The organism is Carboxylicivirga caseinilyticus (genome assembly GCF_050589785.1).
Lineage (GTDB): Bacteria > Bacteroidota > Bacteroidia > Bacteroidales > Marinilabiliaceae > Carboxylicivirga > Carboxylicivirga caseinilyticus.
In genome coordinates this window covers 35,038-56,286 of the sequence record NZ_JBNGOX010000023.1, presented here as the reverse complement: position 1 = coordinate 56,286, position 21,249 = coordinate 35,038, and the positions used below count along the sequence as shown (strand labels likewise).

Sequence of the window (21,249 nt, the reverse complement as noted above, 5' to 3'; positions counted from 1 at the left end):
GTAAATACTAAAAAGAATCGCTATAATTCACAGTAATTTCCATCATTGGCAAGATTCTTACATGGGTATCGCCAGGTAATGTTATCACCATCTATCAAATCATCTGATATATCTGGTCCCCATGTTCCAGCCGGATAACCATGTACTTTTATATCGTTATTGTTTTTCCAGGCTTTCAGAATCGGATCAACAAACCTCCAGGCTGCTTCAACGGCATCACCCCTGTGGTACAGGGTGCTGTCACCTAACATACAATCCAGCAATAATCTTTCGTATGCACTTGGTAAATGAACACTGTCCAGATCACTGTAATGAAAATCCATATTTACATTCTGTACTTTAAATCCGGCTCCGGGTACTTTCATTCCAAATTTAAACAGCAGACCTTCATCAGGCTGTATGCGAATTACCAATTGATTATGGTTATTGACAATGCTTTCGTTATTGAGAAAAAGGTGATGAGGCGTTGATTTAAAATGTATTACAATTTCGGTTACTCTTGTTGGCAGCATTTTACCACTTCTAATGTAGAAAGGCACATCAGCCCAGCGCCAGTTATCGATGTAACATTTCATTGCCACAAAGGTCTCAGTCCTTGAATTAGGATCAACTCCTTTTTCATCACGATAGCCTTTAACTTTCTCACCTTTAATATTCGATGCAATATATTGACCTCTTATTACATATTTCGAAACTTCTTCTTCTTTAATAGGACGAAGTGAATGGAAGACTTTTGCAATTTCGTTTCTTATATTGGTTGAATCAATAATTGTTGGAGGTTCCATGGCAACAAGCCCAACCAGCAATAATAAATGATTCTGAATCATATCCCGCATGGCACCAGATCCCTCATAATAGCCTCCCCGGTTACCTACGCCAATGTTCTCAGCAGAAGTAATTTCAACATGGTGAATGTAATTTCTATTCCATAGTGGTTCGAAAATACCATTGGAGAAACGAGTCACCAATAGATTTTGAACAGTCTCTTTTCCAAGGTAATGATCAATCCTATATATCTGTTCTTCAGCAAAGTGTTGCAATAATTCTTTGTTGAGCTTTTGAGCTGTTTCCAGATCATAACCAAATGGTTTTTCAACAATAAGTCTTTTAAAACCATCGGTTTCGGAACTTAATCCTTGTTTGGCCAGTTGAGCTGGAATAACGTTATACATGCTTGGTGGAGTCGCCATGTAGTAAATCAGGTTGCCATCAGTACCACATTTTTCATCCAATTCGCGCAATTGCCATTTTAGCAAGGCATATTCATCGGGTGATTGAGTGTCAAAAGAAAAATAATAAAGTTTCTCTACAAATGTTTCAATGGCATCTTTACCGGCAGGCTTAGTCACAGAAAATTGTTCTATTCCTTCCATCATTTTATTTCGGAAGTCTTCGTTTTCCATTTCTGTTCGACCTATACCTAAGACTGCAAATTTTTGAGGTAACAGATCTTGATTAAATAAATCAAATACGGCTGGAATCAACTTGCGATAAGTCAAATCGCCTGAAGCTCCGAATATAACTAAGATATGGTTTTTAGGTTTTTTCACGGCAAATATGTTTCAATAATAAACTCCTGAAATGCTTTATTGTTCTATAGCAGTTCGTTTAAAGAAATGTTTTGAATCACCCCACTCATCATAGCCAATTTTTCGATCGGCCATCTCTACTCTGATGCTTAAACAATTTGAGCAATCATCAGCACCTTCGTCAGTGCAGGGCTTATTCTGATATAGTGTATAGTCTTTTCGATGGATGGTTGGCGTTATGTTTGGCATTATCACATTAGCTCCGAATTTAAGGGCTTTTTCTCGTCCCATTGGATCGATAGCCTGTAGTGCGGTTGCTGCAGCTATGTTAATATTTGGAAGCAAGAGACGCAACGCAGCAATCATATTAATAGCCACTTCAAATCTTCGTTGAAGTGACCATAACTGATCCTTGTATTGATATAAAGGTGTTTCTGTGTGTTCAATAAATGGTCCCATACCAACCATGTCAATGTTCATGTCTTTAAAAAACAACAGATCATCGGCCAGATCTTCGTAGGTTTGAAATGGAAGTCCAATCATTACGCCGGTACCTGTTTGGTATCCTGTCTTTTGTAGTAAATTCAAACAATTGATTCGGGTTTCAAAGTCATGATGTGAGTCATTGGGATGTATCTTCTGATACAATGATTTATTTGAACTCTCTATTCTTAACAGATACCTGTGAGCACCTGCATCAAACCACTTCTGATAAGTATCTTCAGTTTGCTCTCCAAGAGAAATTGTAATGCCCAGTTTTCCGTCAGTTACCTCTTTGATTTTCTTTAATAACTCGGTTATCCGGTCAATGAATCTTTTGTCGTCACGCTCGCCGGATTGCAGCACTATTGAACCGTAATGATTGTCGTAAGCAAATTTGGCCGCTTTTAAAATCTCAGCATCATCAATGTCGTATCGTTCAGATGAGGTGTTACTTTTTCGGATTCCACAATAGAGACAATCTTTGGTGCAGTAATTCGAGAACTCAACCAATCCTCTGAAATAGACTTTGTTCCCAAGGTTCTGAATATATTTATTACTGGTTTCTTTCAAAAAGAAATCTCTTTCTTCTCCTTCAAGTGAAATGAGATGAACAAGATCTTCTTTCGAAAATGTTGATTGATGAACTATTTTGTATGTTTTTTCAAACACTTTGAATGGCTTTTTTAGAAAGGGTAAAAATAAGAAAAAAAGAATATTTGTCAGTTTGAAAGTACAATCATTCGTTTATTTTTATGTCGTTACAATTTGTTATTAAAATGTATTTTAATTTGTTATTATTGGGTTGTAAATAACAGAATATTAAATTAATGGTATTTGTTATAAATTGAAAGAAGAAATGAATCTATAATAAACTGGTATGATAAACGAACAGCTGATTAACCCGAAAAGTATAGTTGTGGTCGGAGGATCTGATAATATTCAGAAACCGGGAGGTAAGATTCTTAAAAATATTATTGATGGAGGATTTGGGGGTAAATTGTATGTTACCAATTTGAATAGTGCTTCAGTTCAGGGGGTTAGTGCTTTTGGTGATGTTACTGATCTTCCTGAAAAAATAGATTTGGCCGTTATTGCTGTGGCAGCCAAATATTGTCTTCATACGGTTGAGGTTTTGGCTTATCAGAAAAGGGTAAAAGCTTTTATTATTATATCTGCAGGGTTTGGAGAAGAGAACGAGGTAGGTGCCGCATTGGAAAAGCAGATTGTAAAAGTGGTTAATGAGGTTGGTGGATGCTTGATAGGGCCTAATTGTATTGGTGTTCTAACCACGCACCATAATAGTGTTTTCACTACGCCTATTCCGCCATTAGAGAAAGAAGGGGCTGACTTTATCTCAGGTTCAGGAGCAACCGCAGTATTTATTATGGAGGCTGGTGTTTCAAAAGGCCTGAAGTTTAACAGTGTTTTTTCGGTAGGAAACAGTGCTCAGATAGGTGTTGAAGAGGTATTGGAATATTTGGATATAACTTTTGATCAGGAGAAAAGTTCCAAAATAAAATTACTTTATCTCGAAAGTATAAGTAATCCAAAGAAGCTATTGAAGCATGCTTCATCTTTAATCAGAAAAGGCTGTAAGATAGCTGCAATCAAAGCAGGTGCATCAGAAGCGGGTAGTCGGGCAGCTTCCAGTCATACGGGAGCCATGGCAAATAGTGACCTGGCAGTAGATACCTTGTTTCGAAAAGCAGGTATTGTTCGATGCTATGGACGTGAAGAACTGGCCAATGTAGCTGCTGTTTTTATGGGGAAGCCATTGGTGGGCAAAAATATTGCAGTAATTACACATGCTGGTGGACCTGCGGTTATGTTAACGGATACTCTTTCAAACGGAGGGTTGATGGTTCCAACAATCGAAGGAGATAGAGCAGATGTGTTATTAACAAAGCTGTTTCCGGGTTCCAGTATTTCAAATCCCATTGATTTTTTAGCTACCGGAACAGCTGAGCAACTGGGGTATATCATCGATGCATGTGAGCTGGATTTTGATCATATTGATGCAATGGTAGTTGTATTTGGAAGTCCGGGTTTGTTTCCAATAAATGAAGTGTATGATGTGCTTCATCAGAAAATGAGCACATGTAAAAAGCCTATTTATCCGGTTTTGCCATCTGTTGTTAATGCAAAAGATGCTATTGATGAGTTTTTATCCAAAGGAAATTTTGGCTTTTCAGATGAGGTGAATCTTGGGCAGGCTTTGGTGAAAGTTTATAATACCACTTTTTCTCAAGAAATAATTGATCATCAGCAATATGTAAATTGCTATGATGTTCGTCAGATAATTGAAAATCAGGTTTCAGGATATGCAGCTCCTGAAGTTGTTCAGGCATTATTAGATGCAGCAGGTGTTTCAAGGGTTCAGGAAATAGTAAGTGATGATGTTGATCAACTTTTGAGTGCTGTCAGTGAAATTGGCTTTCCGATTGTGATGAAAGTTGTGGGGCCAGTTCATAAATCAGATGTGGGTGGTGTTGTATTAAATGTTGAAAACGAAGCGCAATTAATAGCTGAGTTTAGACGCATGATGCAAATAAATGAGGCCGTAGGCGTAATGATTCAGCCAATGTTAAAGGGTACTGAATTATTTGTAGGGGCAAGTTATGAGCCCGGGTTTGGACACATTGTTTTATGTGGTTTGGGTGGTATTTTTGTTGAGGTTTTAAAAGATGTTAGCTCTGGTTTGTGCCCTGTTTCGCACACAGAGGCTCTTGCAATGATTCAAAAACTAAGAGGTTATAAGATAATACAAGGAGTAAGGGGTAATATAGGAGTTGATGAAGAGGTTTTTGCTGATATCATCGTTCGAATATCTCAAATGTTAGAGTGTGCACCTGAAATAAAAGAGATGGATATAAATCCTTTACTAGGAGAAGATGAACGGATTGTTGCGGTTGATGCACGGATCAGGATAGAAAGATGATTTGATGGCTTTTATGGACTGACTTTAGTTGGGCTATGTTTGGTGGATAAACGAAAATTAATTCAGAAAAGATTGAAAACTTGATTTATATCATCCGGTATAATGCTGTTAAGTTTTAAAATCCTCTTAAATTTGTTTGTACTTACAAATCGAAAATTGGGAATACCCAACATTTGAAAAGGAATTCTCTGGAAAATAATTCAGTTAACCTGGAGAAGACCCAATTCTTTAAAAGTTCTTGATTGAACTCTATTAAGTGAGTTATTGGTTGTTGTATGCTTAATGAATATTGCAGACTTAGGTGTAAGTTGCATATCTCACATAAAAAAAGCATATTTGAATTAACAGAATTAGTAAAAACGCAAACTATGTCTCAGATTGGAATCTTTTATGGTCCGCAACTTGGAAGTGTTGAAAAAGTTGCCAATTTAATTGCGGAACGTCTTGGAAAAGATCGGGTTGAACTTATTCCTGTAAAGAATTGTGAGGCCGAAGTCATTAATAAATTCGACAATATTATTTTTGGTGCCTCTACGATTGGAAAAACTAATTGGGATTCAGAATATAAAGATACGGATTGGGATGTTTTTGCAACCAAACTTGAAAACGCCAATTGGCAAGGAAAGAAAGTTGCAATTTATAGTCTGGGTGACCATATACAATACGCAGAACACTTTGTTGATGCCATTGGCTGGATCTATGAAAGATTGGAAAAGCTGAATGTTGAGGTGGTTGGTTTTTGTCCTGCTGAAGATTATGATTTTATTGAATCAGAAGGTGTTCGCAATGGTCAGTTTATGGGGCTTCCTGTAGATGAAGATACTGAACCAGAAATGACTGATCTCAGAGTGAAAAATTGGGTGAAACGACTCATTAATGAGTTTGGTTTCTAAAATATAAAATTGGGTGGTGTACTGTATGCCACCTTTTTTGTGTCATTATTCCTGATTTAGTAATTGGGTCTGATGAATTAATCGTAAAGCAATGCAACAAAATAGTAACACACCAATAGCCAGGTCAATAGTTGACAGGGTGTTGGAAAAATATCAAATAGAGGACCTTAATAGAGCCACTATTCGTGAAATTGTTTCTGTTGTAAACGATATTGAAGAAGAATCGGGTCAGAAATACATTCGGATGGAGATGGGGGTTCCCGGATTACTTCCGTCTGAAATAGGAACACGAGCTGAAATTGAAGCACTTAAAAGAGGTGTGGCATCAAAATATCCAATGCTTGAGGGGATAAAACCTTTGAAGATGGAAGCCAGTCGCTTTGTGAAAGCGTTTGTTGATTTAGATGTTTCTGCAGAGTGTTGCGTGCCTACCGTTGGTTCGATGCAAGGTTCGTATGCCAATTTTCTGGTTACCGGACAGTTATTTGCAGAAAAAGATACGATTCTGTTTATTGATCCGGGATTTCCGGTGCAAAAACAGCAGCTGGATGTACTAGGATACAAATATGAGTCGTTTGATGTATATGATTACAGAGGTGAGGCTTTGCGCGAAAAACTGGAGTCGTATTTTGTTACAGGAAAGATTGCATCTGTTATCTATTCAAATCCTAATAATCCAACGTGGATTTGTTTTACAGATAAGGAGTTACAGATAATTGGAGAGTTGGCAACAAAATATGATGTGGTAGTTATCGAAGATCTCGCTTACTTTGCAATGGATTTCCGAGAGGATTTATCTAAACCTTTTGAGGCTCCGTTTCAATCGAGTGTCGGGCGTTTTACCGATAATTACGTTTTATTGATCTCGAGCTCAAAAGCCTTTAGTTATGCTGGTCAACGGACTGGTTTAATGTGTGTTTCGGATAAATTGTTTCATCGTAAATATGATCATTTGCAGAAACGATTTGGATTACCTAAATACGGACAGGTTTTGGTGTCCCGGGTATTATACAGCTTGTCATCCGGCGCCAGTCACTCTGCTCAATATGCTTTAGCTGCCATGTTAAAAGCTGCTTCTGATGGAGAATTTAAGTTTCTGGATGAAGTAAAAGAGTATGGAAGAAGAGGACATTGGATGAAAGAGTTGTTTTTAAATAATGGATTTGAGTTGATATACGATAAGGATATGGATGAGCCCTTGGCTGATGGGTTTTATTTTACTATCCGATATGGCCAAATGAGTGGTGGTGAATTATTGAAAGAGCTGTTGTATTATGGTGTAAGTGCCATAACACTTGGTAAAACAGGTAGTAAACAAGAAGGGTTAAGAGCTTGTGTATCACAAACCGGCAAAGAACGCTTTGTTGAGTTAAAAGAGAGATTAGAGTTGTTCAGAAATAATCATACATAAAAGGCAAAGTGTGTGACGATTTGTAAGTTGTCTTTATGTGTTTAAAAACAAGTGGATAGTGATACTAATCATGTTGTTTTTAGTGAGTGATGTGTAAATTTGAAATTAAACTAAAAGACTCAAAAATTATGGCAAAAGCGAAAGGTGCAATAGTTGTTGACACAAAGGCCTGTAAGGGTTGCGGAGTGTGTGTAACTGCTTGCCCTACAAAAGTAATTGAATTGGCTGCCGAAGTAAACGGTAAGGGGTATCATTACGCCTACATGGCCAACCCCGATTCGTGTATCGGTTGTGCCAATTGTGGGATTGTTTGTCCCGACACATGTATTACTGTTTATCGAGCTAAAGCAGATGCTACTGCTTAAAAATTAAAATTGAATGGAAATTTAGTCACACATGAGAGAACTAAAATTAATGAAAGGTAATGAGGCAATAGCCGAAGCTGCTATCCGCTGTGGAGTAGATGGATATTTCGGATATCCTATTACACCTCAGTCGGAAGTAATGGAAACCCTCATGGACCAGGCGCCTTGGAAAACAACCGGAATGGTTGTGTTGCAGGCCGAAAGTGAAATAGCTTCAATTAATATGGTATATGGCGGTGCCGGTTGTGGTAAGCGCGTAATGACTTCTTCATCCAGTCCGGGTATCAGTTTGATGCAGGAAGGAATAACTTATCTGGCCGGGTCAGAGTTGCCTTGTGTCGTTGTTAATGTTGTTAGAGGAGGACCTGGATTGGGTACAATTCAACCTGCTCAATCCGATTATTTTCAATCTGTTAAGGGTGGTGGTCATGGCGATTATAAATTAATCACATTAGCGCCAGCTTCAGTACAGGAAATGGCTGATTTTGTTGAGTTAGCATTTGACTTAGCTTTTAAATATCGAAATCCGGCATTGATTCTGTCAGATGGTGTAATTGGCCAGATGATGGAAAAAGTTGAGCTGGGAGAGTACAAGCCTCGATGGACCAATGAGTATATTGAGGAGAATTATCCGTGGGCTACCATGGGTAAAAAGAATCGCGAACGTAATATTATTACTTCTGTGCAGTTGGAACCAAGTGTTCAGGAGGCATTCAATCACAAGCTTCAGAAAAAATACAGAGAGTGTGAAGAGAATGAGGTTCGCTATGAAGAATATATGTGCGAGGATGCAGAATATTTGTTTGTTGCCTATGGCTCCAGTGCCCGTATCTGTCAAAAATCTGTGGAGATAGCACGATCTAAAGGAATTAAAGTAGGATTACTTCGTCCGATTACCTTATGGCCGTTCCCAACCAAGCAAATTGCACATTATGCTGATAAAGTGAAAGGTATGTTATCGGTTGAAATGAGTGCCGGTCAAATGGTGGAGGATGTTCGCCTATCGGTTTGCGGTAAAGTGCCGGTTGAGCATTATGGACGTTTCGGAGGTGCTATTCACTCACCAGGTGAGGTAGTAGAGGCATTGGAAAATAAACTCTTAAAAGTGTAAGACATGTCAGAAATAAATTCTATTATATCTCCTGAAAACATTGTTTATCAAAAAACACCTCTTTTAACGGATGCAACCATGCACTATTGTCCTGGTTGTAGCCATGGAACAGTTCATAAGTTACTGGCTGAGGTTTTGGAGGATTTAGGTCTTCAGGAAACAGCAATTGGAGTAGCTCCGGTTGGGTGTTCAGTATTGCTCTATAACTATATTGATATTGACTGGCAGGAAGCAGCTCACGGAAGAGCACCTGCTGTGGCTACAGGAATTAAGCGTCTTTTGCCCGATAAAGTAGTGTTTTCATATCAGGGTGATGGTGATTTGGCGGCTATTGGTACTGCAGAAACCATACATGCCTGCAACCGTGGTGAAAATATTGTAATTATTTTCATTAACAACGGTATCTATGGAATGACAGGTGGGCAGATGGCTCCGACAACTTTGCCTGGAATGAAAGCAGCAACCTGTCCGCAAGGGCGTGATGTAAGTCATGATGGTATGCCAATAAAAATTTCTGATTTATTGGCTCAATTACCAGGTACTTGTTATGTAACCCGTCAGGCAGTTCATACACCTGCCAACGTGCGTAAAACGAAGAAAGCTTTGCGTAAGGCGTTTGAAAATCAAATGGCGAATAAAGGAACCTCGTTGATTGAGGTTGTTGCAACCTGTAACTCGGGCTGGAAAATGAGTCCTGTACAGTCCAATCAGTGGATGGAAGAGAATATGTTTCCAATGTATCCGTTGGGAGATTTAAAAGACGAATAGTAACCTTGATTAAAAATTAATAAAATGAAAGAAGAAATAATCATAGCCGGTTTCGGTGGTCAGGGTGTACTTTCAATGGGTAAGATTTTAGCTTACTCAGGCGTAATGCAAGGTCAGGAAGTAAGCTGGATGCCATCATACGGTCCTGAAATGCGCGGAGGAACAGCGAATGTAACTGTTATTCTCAGCGATGAAAGAATTAGTTCACCTATTCTTCATGAATTTGATACAGCTATCATTCTGAATCAGCAGTCGATGGATAAATTCGAAAAGGATGTAAAACCAGGTGGAACATTAATATATGATGGTAATGGTATTACCCGTCATCCAGAGCGCACTGATATAAATGTTTACAGAGTTGACGCCACAGAAGAGGCTGCCCGCATGCATTCGGTTAAAACATTTAACATGATTGTACTGGGTGGTTTTTTGAAGGTTAAGCCGGTTGTTGATATGAATAATGTTATCGAGGGTTTAAAAAAATCATTACCTGAGCGTCACCATCATCTTATTCCAATGAATGAGAAAGCTATTGAGCGTGGAACTCAGATTATAAAAGACGTTTCATTGGTGGTTTAATCAAAGAGATAAGCATATAAATCCAATAGTCATAGCTGGCAATGGATCGACAGCATTAAAAAAAGCGCGACTACATAAAAGTTGCGCTTTTTTAATGAAATAAAACCGGAAGAGTCTTTTTACAATTGGGAATTTAGTAACTCTTCCGGTTTGTTGCTAAAACTTGATTTTGTAACCTATATCTATGATATGTCGGTTTCTGGCTTCGTTTAAATAGTAATCCAAATTATAGGATAAGCTTATGCTGTTCTTTTTAAATAGCTTATAACTAAATCCTAATCCGTATCTTATTTTGTACCAATCAGAGTTGGTTAGGTCGTGATAGGCCTGAATGCTTGCCTCGGGTGTAAGTTTACTGTTCTTTATATTATATTCTAACGAACCTTTATACCTGAAAAAAGCCGATCCATCGTTGTCGTCATTATAATCAGTATAACTTAATCGAAAACCAGGTGTCCAGCGATCAAAGCTCTTCTTGTATGAGGCACTCAACATGTACCGTGGTAAATACTCCGTATCTTTATTATCTCTGTAATTGATAATGTACTGGTATCGTGCAGCAAATGAGATATTTTTAAAGGCCTTGTATTCTAATTCGGCTTCCAGTTGAGTACGATCGAGTTTAAACTGGTCTTCAAAGCGAAATTCAGGAGAAAGCTCCAGCTTTAATTTCTTAGCCAGTTTAAATTGAGCAGTAAAGGCAGTGCGGGTTTGCCATTCGTTTTCAGCATTCTGCGCAGATAATGGTAGTACCATCAACAATAGAAGAATGACCGAAAAGTATCTGAATATAAATAATTTAAACTTCATTAATTTCCTGTTATAATGATTAATCGTTACCATTTACGTTATAAAACAGTGTGATTTCAGCAATGTCTCTCAGGAAGTCTATCTTCTGAATCTCGTAGCGTTTGATTGCAATTCCTGTTCTTTCTTGTAAGTCTGCTAACAATTCACTTTTTCTCATGGTATTAATATTCTCAATCTTCTCATAAATTAAAGTGATGCTATTTTCCTGTTTCAGGCTTAAGCGTTTTTCGAGAAACCATAACCCTAGTAAGATGATGCCGTTTGTGAACATCAATTCAGTATAACTTACTTTTTTATTGGCCAAAGCGTTGATAACGGAGATTCCGATAACGATGAACAAGTAAGTCATTTCCTTAATTGGAATAGCGTCTGTTCGATAGCGTATAATACCAAAAATGGCGAAGAGCCCCATCGCAAATCCTAATTCGAGTTTTACACTACTTAGTAGAAAACACATTAAGAATACAATTACACCTATTGATAAATAGCTGAAATAAAAATCTTTGCGTTTGCTGTTTCGGGCGTACATGAAATGTACAATGATAAAAATGAGCAGTAAGTTAAGTGCAAAGCGAACTACCAATTCGGTGAAGTCACCAATGTTTATCAGTTTAATATCTAAAAAACGGATATCCTCCTCCCATGAAAATGTTTTTAATAATTGAGAAAACATGGATGTGATGATTGCAAAATATGTATTCATTAATTCGATGTTAATTGATGAGTTAAAAATGATATTCTTGAAAGTTTGTAAAGATTACGTAATTGAGGTCTGATGGCATTCGACTTAATTTGTTCATCAACGAGAGATCTGCCCATTGCGTATTTGCTGAAACCAGAAGGTCTTATACGAAGTTCACGCAAAGCCAGGCCCAATTCAGATTGATTATTTCTGTCACCAGTCTTCAATTCAATAATGGCCAGATCCTTCAATAAAACAGTTTCGTCTTTTCCTGTAAATTGAAGATTAAAATCAATGGTACACCTTTCTTTAAAGTTCTTATTTACCAATGTGATTCTAAGAAAACTGTTCTGTAATCCTGGTTTTAGATAAGTTGGATCAAAAGGTGTGTTCTGAGATAAAAAGTTTTGTTCATTACCACTTAATTTATCAAATGCAACGGGTGTAGAAATTCTTTCCTTGATTGTTCTACCCTTGTTGTTTTTAAATTTGATTTCCAGGAAATGAATCCCTGTTGACAAGTAGGTTCTGCGTCGTATTTTATATCGATTCTTCTTACCTCTAACATGATTGGAATACATGTTTGCAGAAGGAGTATCAAAATAGGTTGTTTCGTATGGAAGTTGATTTTCACCATCCATCGTCAGGGCATAATAATGTGGCTGGATTTTTTGAAACAACTCGTTAAGCTGGTCCATGGTGGCACAGAATTTTGTATCGGTGCGACTCATTAACTTTACTCCATCCATTTGTTCGAGAGATATGGGACGGAAACATGAAGTGTCCAATATTTTCATTGCTCCTGCTTAATTTTATATTCAGTTTTAACCGAACAGATTTATACTTATTTACCTGTGTGTGGAATGAGCGAAATACTCATTTCTTTAATCTCTTTCCATTGCGATTTTACCCTAAATGAAGGAAAAAGTATAAGCCTTTGACTATTAAGCAACCAATTTGGCAGGTGAACTAGGAATTTTCAGGAGCTTAAAAATGGAGTTAATTTTGCATCAACCATTTTTTAAATGAGGATACCCTTGCTTTACTAATTATAATTCGTTCTTGAGTAGCAACTGTAAGTATGGCAGAAAGACGATTGCCAAACCATACTGCAACTTCTTTTATAGCCTGGTGAGCAATGATAAATTGCCGGTTGGCTCTAAAGAAGTTTTCCGGATCAAGTTTACTCATTAACGTGTCTAATGATTTATCCATTGGGAAGGTTCTGCCGTCAAGGGTTGTGACTGAAACAGCTTCGTTAGTAGTATAAAAATAGGCTATCTGTGAGGTTGGAACCGGAATTAATTTGTCTTTATGTGGAATAAGAAAAGTTTTGGTATAGTTGGTGCGATTAGAGATGAAAGTTTCCAGCCGATTGGCATACTCATCTTTATCGGCATTGGTCAGCTGTTTTAACTTCTTGATGGCCCGACTGACATCTTCAGGTTCGATCGGTTTTAAAAGATAATCAATGCTATTTACTTTAAATGCCTCCAGAGCATACTCATCATAAGCTGTGGTGAAAATTACCGGACAGGTTAATTCGACTTGTTCAAAAATTAAAAAAGATTGTCCGTCAGCAAGGTGGATATCCATAAATACGATATCCGGCATATCATTATTATTGATGTATTCAACGGAAGCCTGAATGCTATCCAGAACGCCTATAAGTTCAATGTCGGGTTCAACTTCATGCACGATGGCTTTCAGGTTTTCTGCAGCCGTGTGTTCATCCTCAATTATCAGTGCCTTCATGATGTTCTTGATTCACGTGTGTTAAAGGTAATTCTACAACAAATATTTCATTTGAAATATTTGTACTTATATCCTTTGAAGAGAGTAATTTATATCGATTGCTAAGGTTGCTTAAGCCAATGCCGGTGCCGGGTTCGGTTTCAATTTTACTTTGAATGGGATTGGAAACCACCAGTGTATCTTCGTTTTTTATATTTATTTTGATTGTCATCGGATGAGTACTGCTAATAGTGTTATGTTTAATAACATTTTCAATTAAGGGTTGAAGAGAAAGATAGGGCAGACGGTATTTGCTATAATCGTCACTATTAACATCAATGTCAAAATCAAGTCGATCGCCATACCTGATTTGAAGTAGGTAGCGGTATGCACATAAAAAGTTCATCTCATCCTGAAGAGGAACCAATTCTTTCCAGTTACCCTTTAATACATATCTAAAGATGAGTGATAATTCGTTGATGTATTTAAGTGCATTAGTATTGTCTTTAATCCTTACAAGGCCAGATAAAGCATTAAGAGAATTAAAAAAGAAATGCGGATTAATTTGTGAGGTTAATGCATCAAAACGGTTACGCAGATTTTCAGAACGTAATCGTTCCATTTCAAGTCTTATTTCCTGTTGTTTGAATAATACCTGTATTAATTGACTGAAAATAACTGTGATGATACCTACGAAAAAGCATTTAAACATCACCATGCCATTGAATATTCCCAAATCAGGTCCCCCTCCGGGCATGCTGTTAAACCCTTTTAATCCGGCATACAGAAACTGAGCCAATATGCATATAATCAGCGTTAATACTATAAAAATTGTTAATCGGTGGCGTGTAAAAAAAGGAAAATAATTTAGATACAATGCTCCACCATTGTTAACATAGAGTAGTATTAACGCGAGAAAGAAAAAATAGATGAATTCTATTAAAATTTTTGCTAATGAATGTTTAGAGCCCGGCATCTGAAGACTGAAATCCATGTCTCGGGGAGGCATCTCAAATGAATGATCATTGGGCGAGATATGATCAGGATTCTGACCGGGAGGCGGAATTCTGAATTGTTCCATGCGTTCAGGTATGATATCATCATTTTCAAGGTTTCTTACTACATCAGGAAAAATGATGAACAGGCCAATAATTACAGCTGCCAGCCAATTTATTGATTTAGTATTGAGTTTAAAAGGTGAATCTGTCACTTGGTATTAATTATTAGAATAGTAAATATATGATTTTTAACTATCCTTTTGCTTAGGTTAGTAAGAAATAACATAGCCCCTTGCACTTATGCAAGAGACTATGTTCAGTATGAAAGAAAAACAGTTAACGTCCTGGACCACCCCCTCCACTTGAACTACCTATTGTGGTTGTTATGCTGGAGGCTGTAAAACTTGTATATTGACTTCCTGATGTGTATGTACCATTTGTATATAAGCCTTCGTTTTCGGTTCCGCTATGAGAACCATTTATATAGGCCTGATATGTTGATCCAACTGAAAGATTTGGAGAAGAAACTACAATTGACTGAAAAGTCTTACCTGGTTTAAAGGTTACAATCTCTTCACCTGAACTGGTTTGCAGATTAAATAGCGTGCCAGCCGAATAACTTGAAGTGAATTTAATAAGTACTGATGGTTGTGATGAGGATGAGCTAGGAGCCTCAGCCATGCCTGAACTTCCTGCCGCTACCAGAATACCTCCTGTTATTTTGAAGGTACCGTCATAGTCGAGAGCACCATTGCCGCTGCTGATTGGACCATGAACAAGAACTGTTCCATTTGTCATTGTAACAGATCCGTTAGAGTCAAGCCCGTCGCCTGATGCATATACAGCTATAAATCCACCATTGATTGCCAGTAGAGAGTTTGTTGCAGACATACTTCCTGATCCGTTAGAAGCATTGAATCCATCATCGCTTGAATGAAGAATTACAGTACCACCATTCATGGTTATACTATTACTCTCAACACCTTCATAGCACTTGGTAATTTCTATATAACCATCCTCTATTTCTATTGAATTATCAGCATGTAACCCATCATCTCCTGCTGATATGGTTGCTGTACCCCCAATGATTGTTAATGCATCATCGGAATGAATTGCGTCATCTGGGGTGTTAATGTTGAATGTACCTGCATTAATTTGTAAGGTAGAACCAGCTTTTAAAGCTTTGGCTGATGCACCAGAACTCAAATAACCAGATGAACCACCTGCACAGGTAATGGTAAAGTATCCTTCTGAAATGGTAAGATCACTGTAGGCCTGAATACCATCGCCATCGGCAACAATATTACAATCGCAATAATCAATTTCGATATAGCCTGTACCTGAATCTTCATTATCTGATTTAAATCCGTCTCCTCCGGCATCAAGATCGAAAACACCATCCTTAATAATCAGGTAATCCTTACCTCTGATGGCGTCGTCTACAGAAGTTATATTATAATTGCCACTTGAGATGATTAATCCATCTTTACTGGCTATACCGTCGTTGTACTTTGCATTTATGATTAATGTACCGTTACCATATAATGTCAGGTCTGATTTGCTATACAAGGCAGCATTGGCTTCTGCTTCACTTCCATAAGATGAACCATCGGTTAAACTGTTGGAGGTGTCATCAGCCAGCATTATTACTGTTTTTTCTGAATCTTCGATGTAGATAGCTGCATTGTTTGAGCAATTGATGTTCGCTCCATTCAGTTGAATATGAACGCTCTCGCTATCGGAAGAATTTACTCTCAACTGACCATCATTTAGTGTGCCTGTTACTGTGTAATAGCCACTGCTATCAATGGTTGCAACGGTTCCGGAAACAGTAACGCCTGTGCCTTCCACATGAATAGATGTTCCTTCAAGGGCAATTAGGGTACCGTCAGATTCATCCCAATTATAGTCAATTTCTTCATCATGACTATCACCGCTTGCTGTGTCATCATCATCCTCAATGGATTCGATATCTGAAGATCGATCGCAGCTATATTGAACAGCTCCAAATGCCAGCAGTATTAAGATATAAAATAAAAATTTTTTCATATTTTCCTCCTATTGTAATTCATCACGATTTTACTTATAAAATAAGAATGGTGTGTCGCTTTGAATTGCCAATGGGAAAAAATGAGAGGTGAAGTGGGTTTTTATTTAGAAGATTAAATTATAAATTGAATTATTTCAGTTGTCTTATTGATTTATCCAGTCAATATCTTTTTTTAGTAAAGCCTGTGTTTCTGCCTCTTTTGAGCCTTCTTCGGGCATGTGCATATATTCCCATGAAGCATCGGGTGGCATACTCAAAAGAATGGCTTCTGTATTTCCTCCGGAAACCAAACCGAATTTGGTTCCACGGTCATGAACAAGGTTAAATTCTACATATCTTCCTCTGCGTAATAATTGCCATTTTCGTTCTTGTTCTGTAACTGATTTATCACCATGTAGTTTAATTAACTCAGAATAGACCTCAGGATATAATTTGCCCAGATTCAGACAAAAAGTGAGCAAATCATTTATATTGAGGTATTCTCCTGGTTTAATCCTGTCGAAAAATATTCCGCCAACACCACGTGTTTCATTTCTATGACTTAAGAAGAAATAGTCATCAGCCCATGGTTTAAATTTGCTGTAGAAATCAGGATGAGCGTTATCGCAAACCTGTTTTAATTCTTTATGAAACCATTTCGCATCTTCTTTTATAATATAGTGTGGTGTCAGGTCAATACCTCCACCAAACCAACTAATGCCATTGTCGAGTTCAAAATAGCGAACATTCATATGTATAATGGGCACATGAACATTAACAGGGTGCAGAATGGAAGAAACTCCTGTTGCAGTGTAATGGTTTGCATCTTCACCTAATAGCCCGGCCATTTGTTTCGTGTATTTGCCACTAACTTTAGAAAAATTAACAGCAGCTTTTTCAATGTATTTGCCATCCTGCATCACACCTGAAATACCATGACCAATATCTTTTTGCCAGGAGTTCATTTCAAATAATGCTTTACCATCTGCTACGTTTAGAACCTGGCAAATATGTTGTTGAAGATTTTCGAATTGTTCTGATATATATTTGGCGTCTGTCATTTTCAATTGTTTTTCGGATAAAACGATTAAAAGAGAAGGATGTTTAAATAAAGGTGATCAAGAAGGTAATTCTGCGTTGCAAATGCTTTGAAAAGTTTTCTTTTTTGATTACATTCCATGTGTATAACTTCTAATGCCAGTGTTATGAGAAACGGAAAGATAAATCTGGTGGATCTTGATTTTGAATACAAGATGTGGAAAAACAGATTGACCCTATTTGTTCAGGAGATTGACATTTTGAAAAACAGGAATGAAGAAGTAAAATCGGAAAAATACATTGATGAATTAAATACTGTTGAATTGATGGTGCTCGATCAGCATGTTGATCAGCTAAATAAGCTGCTCAATCTTATTAAAGTTCAGGAGAATGAAATGCAGTTTTACAATAAGGATTTTCCGATAACGATGGATCATAAGTACTTTAAAGAACATGAGACTCTGCGCAAACAAATGGTCAGTATCTCTAAAGTGCATTTATCGAGGGTGGCAGATTTGATTGATGCTTTAGGTATTTAAGAAATATATCAGAAACTGGTTTTTGGATTTTGGTCTTGTCAATTGGGGCAAGGCCATTTTTTTCGTTTCTTTGCAAAAATATTCAAATATGCCTAAGGATTTTAAAACACGCGTTAAGATAAAAGCTGAGTTGGAAGATGTATTTGCTGCTTTCACCAATCCTTTTACCATTGAGTTATGGAGTGGTTACCCTGCAGTTATGAGTACAGTTCCGGGATCGGAGTTTTCACTTTGGGAAGGAGATATTGCCGGCCATATTCTAGAAGTTGAAGACCAGCAGCGAATTGTACAGGAGTGGTATTTTGGTCCGCAGGAAGAGCAATCGATCGTTACCATTAAGCTTTTCCCGCAGGGAGGAAATAAAGTGCAGGTAGATGTTTTTCATACCAACATTCCCGACGAAGCTTTTGATGAAATAGTAGAAGGGTGGAACGAATATTATCTTGGGCCAATAAAAGAATTTCTAGAGATAGAATAGGCTATCAGCCCATTCTACCTTTATAATCTTCATATCCGAATTCGCGAACAATGTTCAGTCCCTTTGTATCATTCCATATAGCTATGGCAGGATGAGGTACACCATTAAACATGGTTGTCTTTACCATAGTATAATGTATCATATCTTCGAAAATTAGCTGATCACCTGTTTTCAATTCCTCATCGAACGACCAAAGGCCCATAAAATCACCGGCAAGACAACTGTTGCCACCTAAACGGTAAGTCGGTTTATCTTTTTGAGGCTCGTGATAAGCACCTGTTATTCGAGGCTTGTATGGCATTTCAAGACAGTCGGGCATGTGTGCTGTAAAAGAAACATCCAGAATAGCAGTTCTTATTCCGTGATCCAGAACAATGTCAACAACAGATGCAACAAGATCACCTGTTTGCCACATAAAAGCACTTCCCGGTTCAAGGATAACCTTTACATTCCACTTATCTTTAAATGCTTTCAGTATTTTAATCAGATGTTCGGTGTCATAGTCTTTGCGAGTCATTAAATGACCACCGCCCATATTAATCCATTTGGCCTTTTGCAGGTATGAAGCGAACCTTTTTTCAATTGCCTGCAGCGTTTTTTCCAGATCATAAGAAGATGATTCGCATAACGAATGAAAATGCAGGCCTTCAATTTCAGATGGAAGTTCAGCTGGAAGATTGCTGGCTGCAACACCTAAACGTGTTCCCGGAGCACATGGATTGTACAGGTCTGTTTCAACATCACTGAATTCAGGATTGATGCGTAAACCTGCAGAAATTGCTGTTGGGTGTGCAGCTAGCGCATCTTTATGCATTTCAAATTGAGTGATAGAATTAAAGGTAATATGGCTGCTGTATTTTAAAATTTCAGCAATATCCTTCTGAGTAAATGCCGGAGAATAAGTATGAGCCTTGGTTCCCATTTCTTCAAAGGCCAAACGAGCTTCATGAATAGAGCTGGCAGCTGCTCTTGGAATGTATTCGTTAATGATTGGGAATGCACTCCACATGGCACAGGCTTTAAAAGCCATTATTATTTCTATTCCGGCTTTGTCCTGAACTGTTTTTATTAGTTCAAGATTCTTTCTTAAACGTGTTTCATCTAAAACGTAACAGGGAGAAGGTACTTGCTTGTAGTCAATAGCCATTGTTTCTATTTTTTTGCAAATAAAAATAAAAAAGCCGAAATGCTCAATGCATTCCGGCTTTTTCGTGGTTAATGTATTTTATGGCTAATGTTTTGCTAAGTATATTTTAGCTGCCGCTTGCACCGTAGTTTGGTAATACACGTGCACTAGGATCGTTAACATCACAATTTTCCCAAGTCTTGTTTGGCATCCAGAAGTCAACAACAGTTTCACTTCGTCCAGGGAAATGAGATTCAAATATTTCGCGATACATTAATGATTCTTTTGAGATTGGAGTAGCATGTTTGTATTTAAACTGTGCTTTCTGCAAATCTTCATCAGAATACATTTCTTCAGCGTAAGCCTTTAAATAGTCAACACAGCTATGTCCAACTGCATCAGAGAAGGCAGCCTTTTCGCGGTATAAAATATCATGTGGTAAATAATCACCTTCAAAAGCTTTTCGTAACAAGTATTTACCTACACCAGTGAAATTCATCTTCTTTTTAGGGTCGATACTCATTACATATTCAACAAAGTCAAGATCACCGAAAGGTACACGAGCTTCTAACCCGTTACATGATATGCTCCTGTCGGCTCTCAATACGTCATACATGAATATTTCCTTGATTCTTTTTTCTGCTTCTTCCTGGAAAGCTTCAGGTGATGGAGCATAATCGGTGTATTTATATCCGAAAATTTCATCACTGATTTCACCGGTCATCAATACTTTGATATCGGTGTTTTCAGCTACGTATTTCGTTACCATATACATACCCATCGATGCACGAATTGTGGTGATATCGTATGTTTCGATGCAATATATAAGGTGACTTAATGAGTCGAAAATATCCTGACGTTTAAATAATACTTCTGTATGATCTGCTCCCAGGTAATCTGCAACCTGACGGGCATATTTAGTATCAATAGGATCGTCTTCGATACCAACAGCAAAGGTTCTGATTGGTTTATTAAGCATTTTAGCACCAACGGCACATACAATACTTGAATCCAAACCACCGCTTAATAGGAATCCTACCGGTACATCGGCATGAAGTCTTTTTTCGATACCTACTGTAAGTTTTTCGTTGATGTTTTTGTAAATCTCTTCTAAATCATGATCAACAAAAGCTTCAACTTTTGAAATGTCGCGATATTGTTTGATGCTCTCACCATCGTAGTAGTGTCCCGGAGGGAATGGCTTTACATCATCACACAATTCTGTTAAACTCTTCATTTCGCTGGCGAACATGATGTTGCCATCTTTTGAATATCCGTAAAACAAAGGACGTATTCCGATAGGATCACGTGCTGCGAAATATTTTTTAGCTACTGAATCATAAATAACAAATACGTACTCTGCATCCAGGGCCTTGGCAGTTTCTTCAATTCCTTTTTCCAGGAATAATGGAATAATTACCTCGCAATCGCTGCTTGATTTAAATTCGAAAGATGATTCGTATGTTGCTTTAAGCTCATTATAATTGTATACTTCTCCATTACATACCAAATTAATGTGCTTATAAACTAGCGGTTGATTACCGGCTGCTGAAACATCCATAATGCTTAAACGATGGAATCCCATCCATCCATCATCATCAAAATCTCGGGTAATTGAATTATCTGGTCCACGGTACTGGATCTTTTTAAACTCTCTGGCAAACTTAAGTTTGTCCATCATGTCACTTCCTGTATACACTGCAAATCCACACATGTCGTTCTACTTTTATAATTGTAA

Annotated in this window: 20 protein-coding genes; 9 read left to right on the top strand and 11 right to left on the bottom strand. The window is 37.7% G+C overall.

What is annotated here, in order from left to right; all coding sequences use genetic code 11:
- Positions 1-20: 20 nt before the first annotated feature.
- Both zwf and hydE read right to left on the bottom strand, forming a co-directional pair.
- Complete coding sequence (gene zwf / locus ACRD62_RS12775) at positions 21-1,550, bottom strand: glucose-6-phosphate dehydrogenase (protein ID WP_430820505.1); 1,530 nt, start codon at positions 1,548-1,550, stop codon at positions 21-23.
- Positions 1,551-1,586: 36 nt separating this feature from the next.
- Positions 1,587-2,681, bottom strand: coding sequence for a [FeFe] hydrogenase H-cluster radical SAM maturase HydE (gene hydE / locus ACRD62_RS12770; RefSeq protein WP_430820504.1), 1,095 nt, complete (start codon positions 2,679-2,681; stop codon positions 1,587-1,589).
- 208 nt (positions 2,682-2,889) lie between these two features.
- Here hydE and ACRD62_RS12765 point away from each other — a divergent pair, with 208 nt between their 5' ends.
- From ACRD62_RS12765 to ACRD62_RS12735, 7 genes are all read left to right on the top strand, one after another.
- Positions 2,890-4,950 carry an acetate--CoA ligase family protein gene (locus ACRD62_RS12765; protein ID WP_430820503.1) on the top strand — a complete coding sequence of 687 codons (2,061 nt, stop codon included), beginning with the start codon at positions 2,890-2,892 and terminating at the stop codon, positions 4,948-4,950.
- A gap of 368 nt (positions 4,951-5,318) precedes the next feature.
- Positions 5,319-5,843, top strand: a complete 525-nt coding sequence (locus ACRD62_RS12760) for a flavodoxin (protein WP_430820502.1) — start codon at positions 5,319-5,321, stop codon at positions 5,841-5,843.
- A gap of 91 nt (positions 5,844-5,934) precedes the next feature.
- Complete coding sequence (locus ACRD62_RS12755; RefSeq protein ID WP_430820501.1) at positions 5,935-7,254, top strand: aminotransferase class I/II-fold pyridoxal phosphate-dependent enzyme; 1,320 nt, start codon at positions 5,935-5,937, stop codon at positions 7,252-7,254.
- 128 nt (positions 7,255-7,382) lie between these two features.
- Positions 7,383-7,619 (top strand): 4Fe-4S dicluster domain-containing protein, encoded by a 237-nt coding sequence (locus tag ACRD62_RS12750; RefSeq protein ID WP_321408680.1) that lies wholly within the window; start codon positions 7,383-7,385, stop codon positions 7,617-7,619.
- A 31-nt stretch (positions 7,620-7,650) separates the two neighbouring features.
- Positions 7,651-8,730 (top strand): 3-methyl-2-oxobutanoate dehydrogenase subunit VorB, encoded by a 1,080-nt coding sequence (locus ACRD62_RS12745; protein ID WP_430820500.1) that lies wholly within the window; start codon positions 7,651-7,653, stop codon positions 8,728-8,730.
- A 3-nt stretch (positions 8,731-8,733) separates the two neighbouring features.
- The gene (locus ACRD62_RS12740; RefSeq protein ID WP_430820499.1) at positions 8,734-9,498 is read left to right on the top strand and encodes a thiamine pyrophosphate-dependent enzyme; all 765 of its coding nucleotides are present in this window, start codon (positions 8,734-8,736) and stop codon (positions 9,496-9,498) included.
- A gap of 24 nt (positions 9,499-9,522) precedes the next feature.
- Complete coding sequence (locus ACRD62_RS12735) at positions 9,523-10,077, top strand: 2-oxoacid:ferredoxin oxidoreductase subunit gamma family protein (RefSeq protein ID WP_430820498.1); 555 nt, start codon at positions 9,523-9,525, stop codon at positions 10,075-10,077.
- Between the two features lie 156 nt (positions 10,078-10,233).
- Here the strand turns inward: ACRD62_RS12735 and ACRD62_RS12730 are convergent, their stop codons facing one another.
- From ACRD62_RS12730 to hemF, 7 genes are all read right to left on the bottom strand, one after another.
- Entirely contained in the window at positions 10,234-10,887 is a 654-nt protein-coding gene (locus ACRD62_RS12730) for a DUF2490 domain-containing protein (RefSeq protein ID WP_430820497.1), read from the bottom strand.
- 19 nt (positions 10,888-10,906) lie between these two features.
- Positions 10,907-11,590, bottom strand: coding sequence for a DUF4956 domain-containing protein (locus ACRD62_RS12725; protein WP_430820496.1), 684 nt, complete (start codon positions 11,588-11,590; stop codon positions 10,907-10,909).
- Positions 11,590-12,366: a polyphosphate polymerase domain-containing protein gene (locus ACRD62_RS12720; RefSeq protein WP_430820495.1), complete on the bottom strand. Its 777-nt coding sequence runs from the start codon at positions 12,364-12,366 to the stop codon at positions 11,590-11,592. Before ACRD62_RS12720 ends, ACRD62_RS12725 begins: the two co-directional genes overlap by 1 nt.
- 202 nt (positions 12,367-12,568) lie before the next feature.
- Positions 12,569-13,324 (bottom strand): LytR/AlgR family response regulator transcription factor, encoded by a 756-nt coding sequence (locus ACRD62_RS12715; protein WP_430820494.1) that lies wholly within the window; start codon positions 13,322-13,324, stop codon positions 12,569-12,571.
- A complete protein-coding gene (locus tag ACRD62_RS12710; RefSeq protein WP_430820493.1) occupies positions 13,305-14,513 on the bottom strand; it encodes a sensor histidine kinase in 1,209 nt (402 codons plus the stop codon). Before ACRD62_RS12710 ends, ACRD62_RS12715 begins: the two co-directional genes overlap by 20 nt.
- A 124-nt stretch (positions 14,514-14,637) precedes the next feature.
- Positions 14,638-16,350 carry a carbohydrate-binding domain-containing protein gene (locus tag ACRD62_RS12705; RefSeq protein ID WP_430820492.1) on the bottom strand — a complete coding sequence of 571 codons (1,713 nt, stop codon included), beginning with the start codon at positions 16,348-16,350 and terminating at the stop codon, positions 14,638-14,640.
- A 144-nt stretch (positions 16,351-16,494) separates the two neighbouring features.
- A complete protein-coding gene (hemF, locus tag ACRD62_RS12700) occupies positions 16,495-17,391 on the bottom strand; it encodes an oxygen-dependent coproporphyrinogen oxidase (RefSeq protein ID WP_430820491.1) in 897 nt (298 codons plus the stop codon).
- Between the two features lie 144 nt (positions 17,392-17,535).
- Between hemF and ACRD62_RS12695 the strand changes: the two genes are divergently transcribed.
- Both ACRD62_RS12695 and ACRD62_RS12690 read left to right on the top strand, forming a co-directional pair.
- Positions 17,536-17,907 carry a hypothetical protein gene (locus tag ACRD62_RS12695; RefSeq protein WP_430820490.1) on the top strand — a complete coding sequence of 124 codons (372 nt, stop codon included), beginning with the start codon at positions 17,536-17,538 and terminating at the stop codon, positions 17,905-17,907.
- 88 nt (positions 17,908-17,995) lie between these two features.
- A complete protein-coding gene (locus tag ACRD62_RS12690; protein ID WP_430820489.1) occupies positions 17,996-18,385 on the top strand; it encodes an SRPBCC domain-containing protein in 390 nt (129 codons plus the stop codon).
- Positions 18,386-18,389: 4 nt separating this feature from the next.
- On the opposite strand, the gene nspC is transcribed toward ACRD62_RS12690, so the two are convergent.
- Positions 18,390-19,532, bottom strand: a complete 1,143-nt coding sequence (gene nspC / locus ACRD62_RS12685) for a carboxynorspermidine decarboxylase (protein ID WP_430820488.1) — start codon at positions 19,530-19,532, stop codon at positions 18,390-18,392.
- 106 nt (positions 19,533-19,638) lie between these two features.
- The gene (gene asnB / locus ACRD62_RS12680) at positions 19,639-21,225 is read right to left on the bottom strand and encodes an asparagine synthase B (RefSeq protein WP_430820487.1); all 1,587 of its coding nucleotides are present in this window, start codon (positions 21,223-21,225) and stop codon (positions 19,639-19,641) included.
- Between the last annotated feature and the right edge of the window lie 24 nt (positions 21,226-21,249).

Coding starts and splice junctions, on each gene's coding strand:
- nspC (WP_430820488.1), bottom strand. CDS start 19,532: ATGGCTATTGACTACAAGCAAGTACCTTCTCCCTGTTACGTTTTAGAT.
- ACRD62_RS12725 (WP_430820496.1), bottom strand. CDS start 11,590: ATGAATACATATTTTGCAATCATCACATCCATGTTTTCTCAATTATTA.
- ACRD62_RS12690 (WP_430820489.1), top strand. CDS start 17,996: ATGCCTAAGGATTTTAAAACACGCGTTAAGATAAAAGCTGAGTTGGAA.
- ACRD62_RS12735 (WP_430820498.1), top strand. CDS start 9,523: ATGAAAGAAGAAATAATCATAGCCGGTTTCGGTGGTCAGGGTGTACTT.
- ACRD62_RS12705 (WP_430820492.1), bottom strand. CDS start 16,350: ATGAAAAAATTTTTATTTTATATCTTAATACTGCTGGCATTTGGAGCT.
- hemF (WP_430820491.1), bottom strand. CDS start 17,391: ATGACAGACGCCAAATATATATCAGAACAATTCGAAAATCTTCAACAA.
- ACRD62_RS12720 (WP_430820495.1), bottom strand. CDS start 12,366: ATGAAAATATTGGACACTTCATGTTTCCGTCCCATATCTCTCGAACAA.
- ACRD62_RS12695 (WP_430820490.1), top strand. CDS start 17,536: ATGAGAAACGGAAAGATAAATCTGGTGGATCTTGATTTTGAATACAAG.
- ACRD62_RS12765 (WP_430820503.1), top strand. CDS start 2,890: ATGATAAACGAACAGCTGATTAACCCGAAAAGTATAGTTGTGGTCGGA.
- ACRD62_RS12750 (WP_321408680.1), top strand. CDS start 7,383: ATGGCAAAAGCGAAAGGTGCAATAGTTGTTGACACAAAGGCCTGTAAG.
- ACRD62_RS12730 (WP_430820497.1), bottom strand. CDS start 10,887: ATGAAGTTTAAATTATTTATATTCAGATACTTTTCGGTCATTCTTCTA.
- ACRD62_RS12760 (WP_430820502.1), top strand. CDS start 5,319: ATGTCTCAGATTGGAATCTTTTATGGTCCGCAACTTGGAAGTGTTGAA.
- asnB (WP_430820487.1), bottom strand. CDS start 21,225: ATGTGTGGATTTGCAGTGTATACAGGAAGTGACATGATGGACAAACTT.
- ACRD62_RS12755 (WP_430820501.1), top strand. CDS start 5,935: ATGCAACAAAATAGTAACACACCAATAGCCAGGTCAATAGTTGACAGG.
- ACRD62_RS12715 (WP_430820494.1), bottom strand. CDS start 13,324: ATGAAGGCACTGATAATTGAGGATGAACACACGGCTGCAGAAAACCTG.
- ACRD62_RS12745 (WP_430820500.1), top strand. CDS start 7,651: ATGAGAGAACTAAAATTAATGAAAGGTAATGAGGCAATAGCCGAAGCT.
- ACRD62_RS12740 (WP_430820499.1), top strand. CDS start 8,734: ATGTCAGAAATAAATTCTATTATATCTCCTGAAAACATTGTTTATCAA.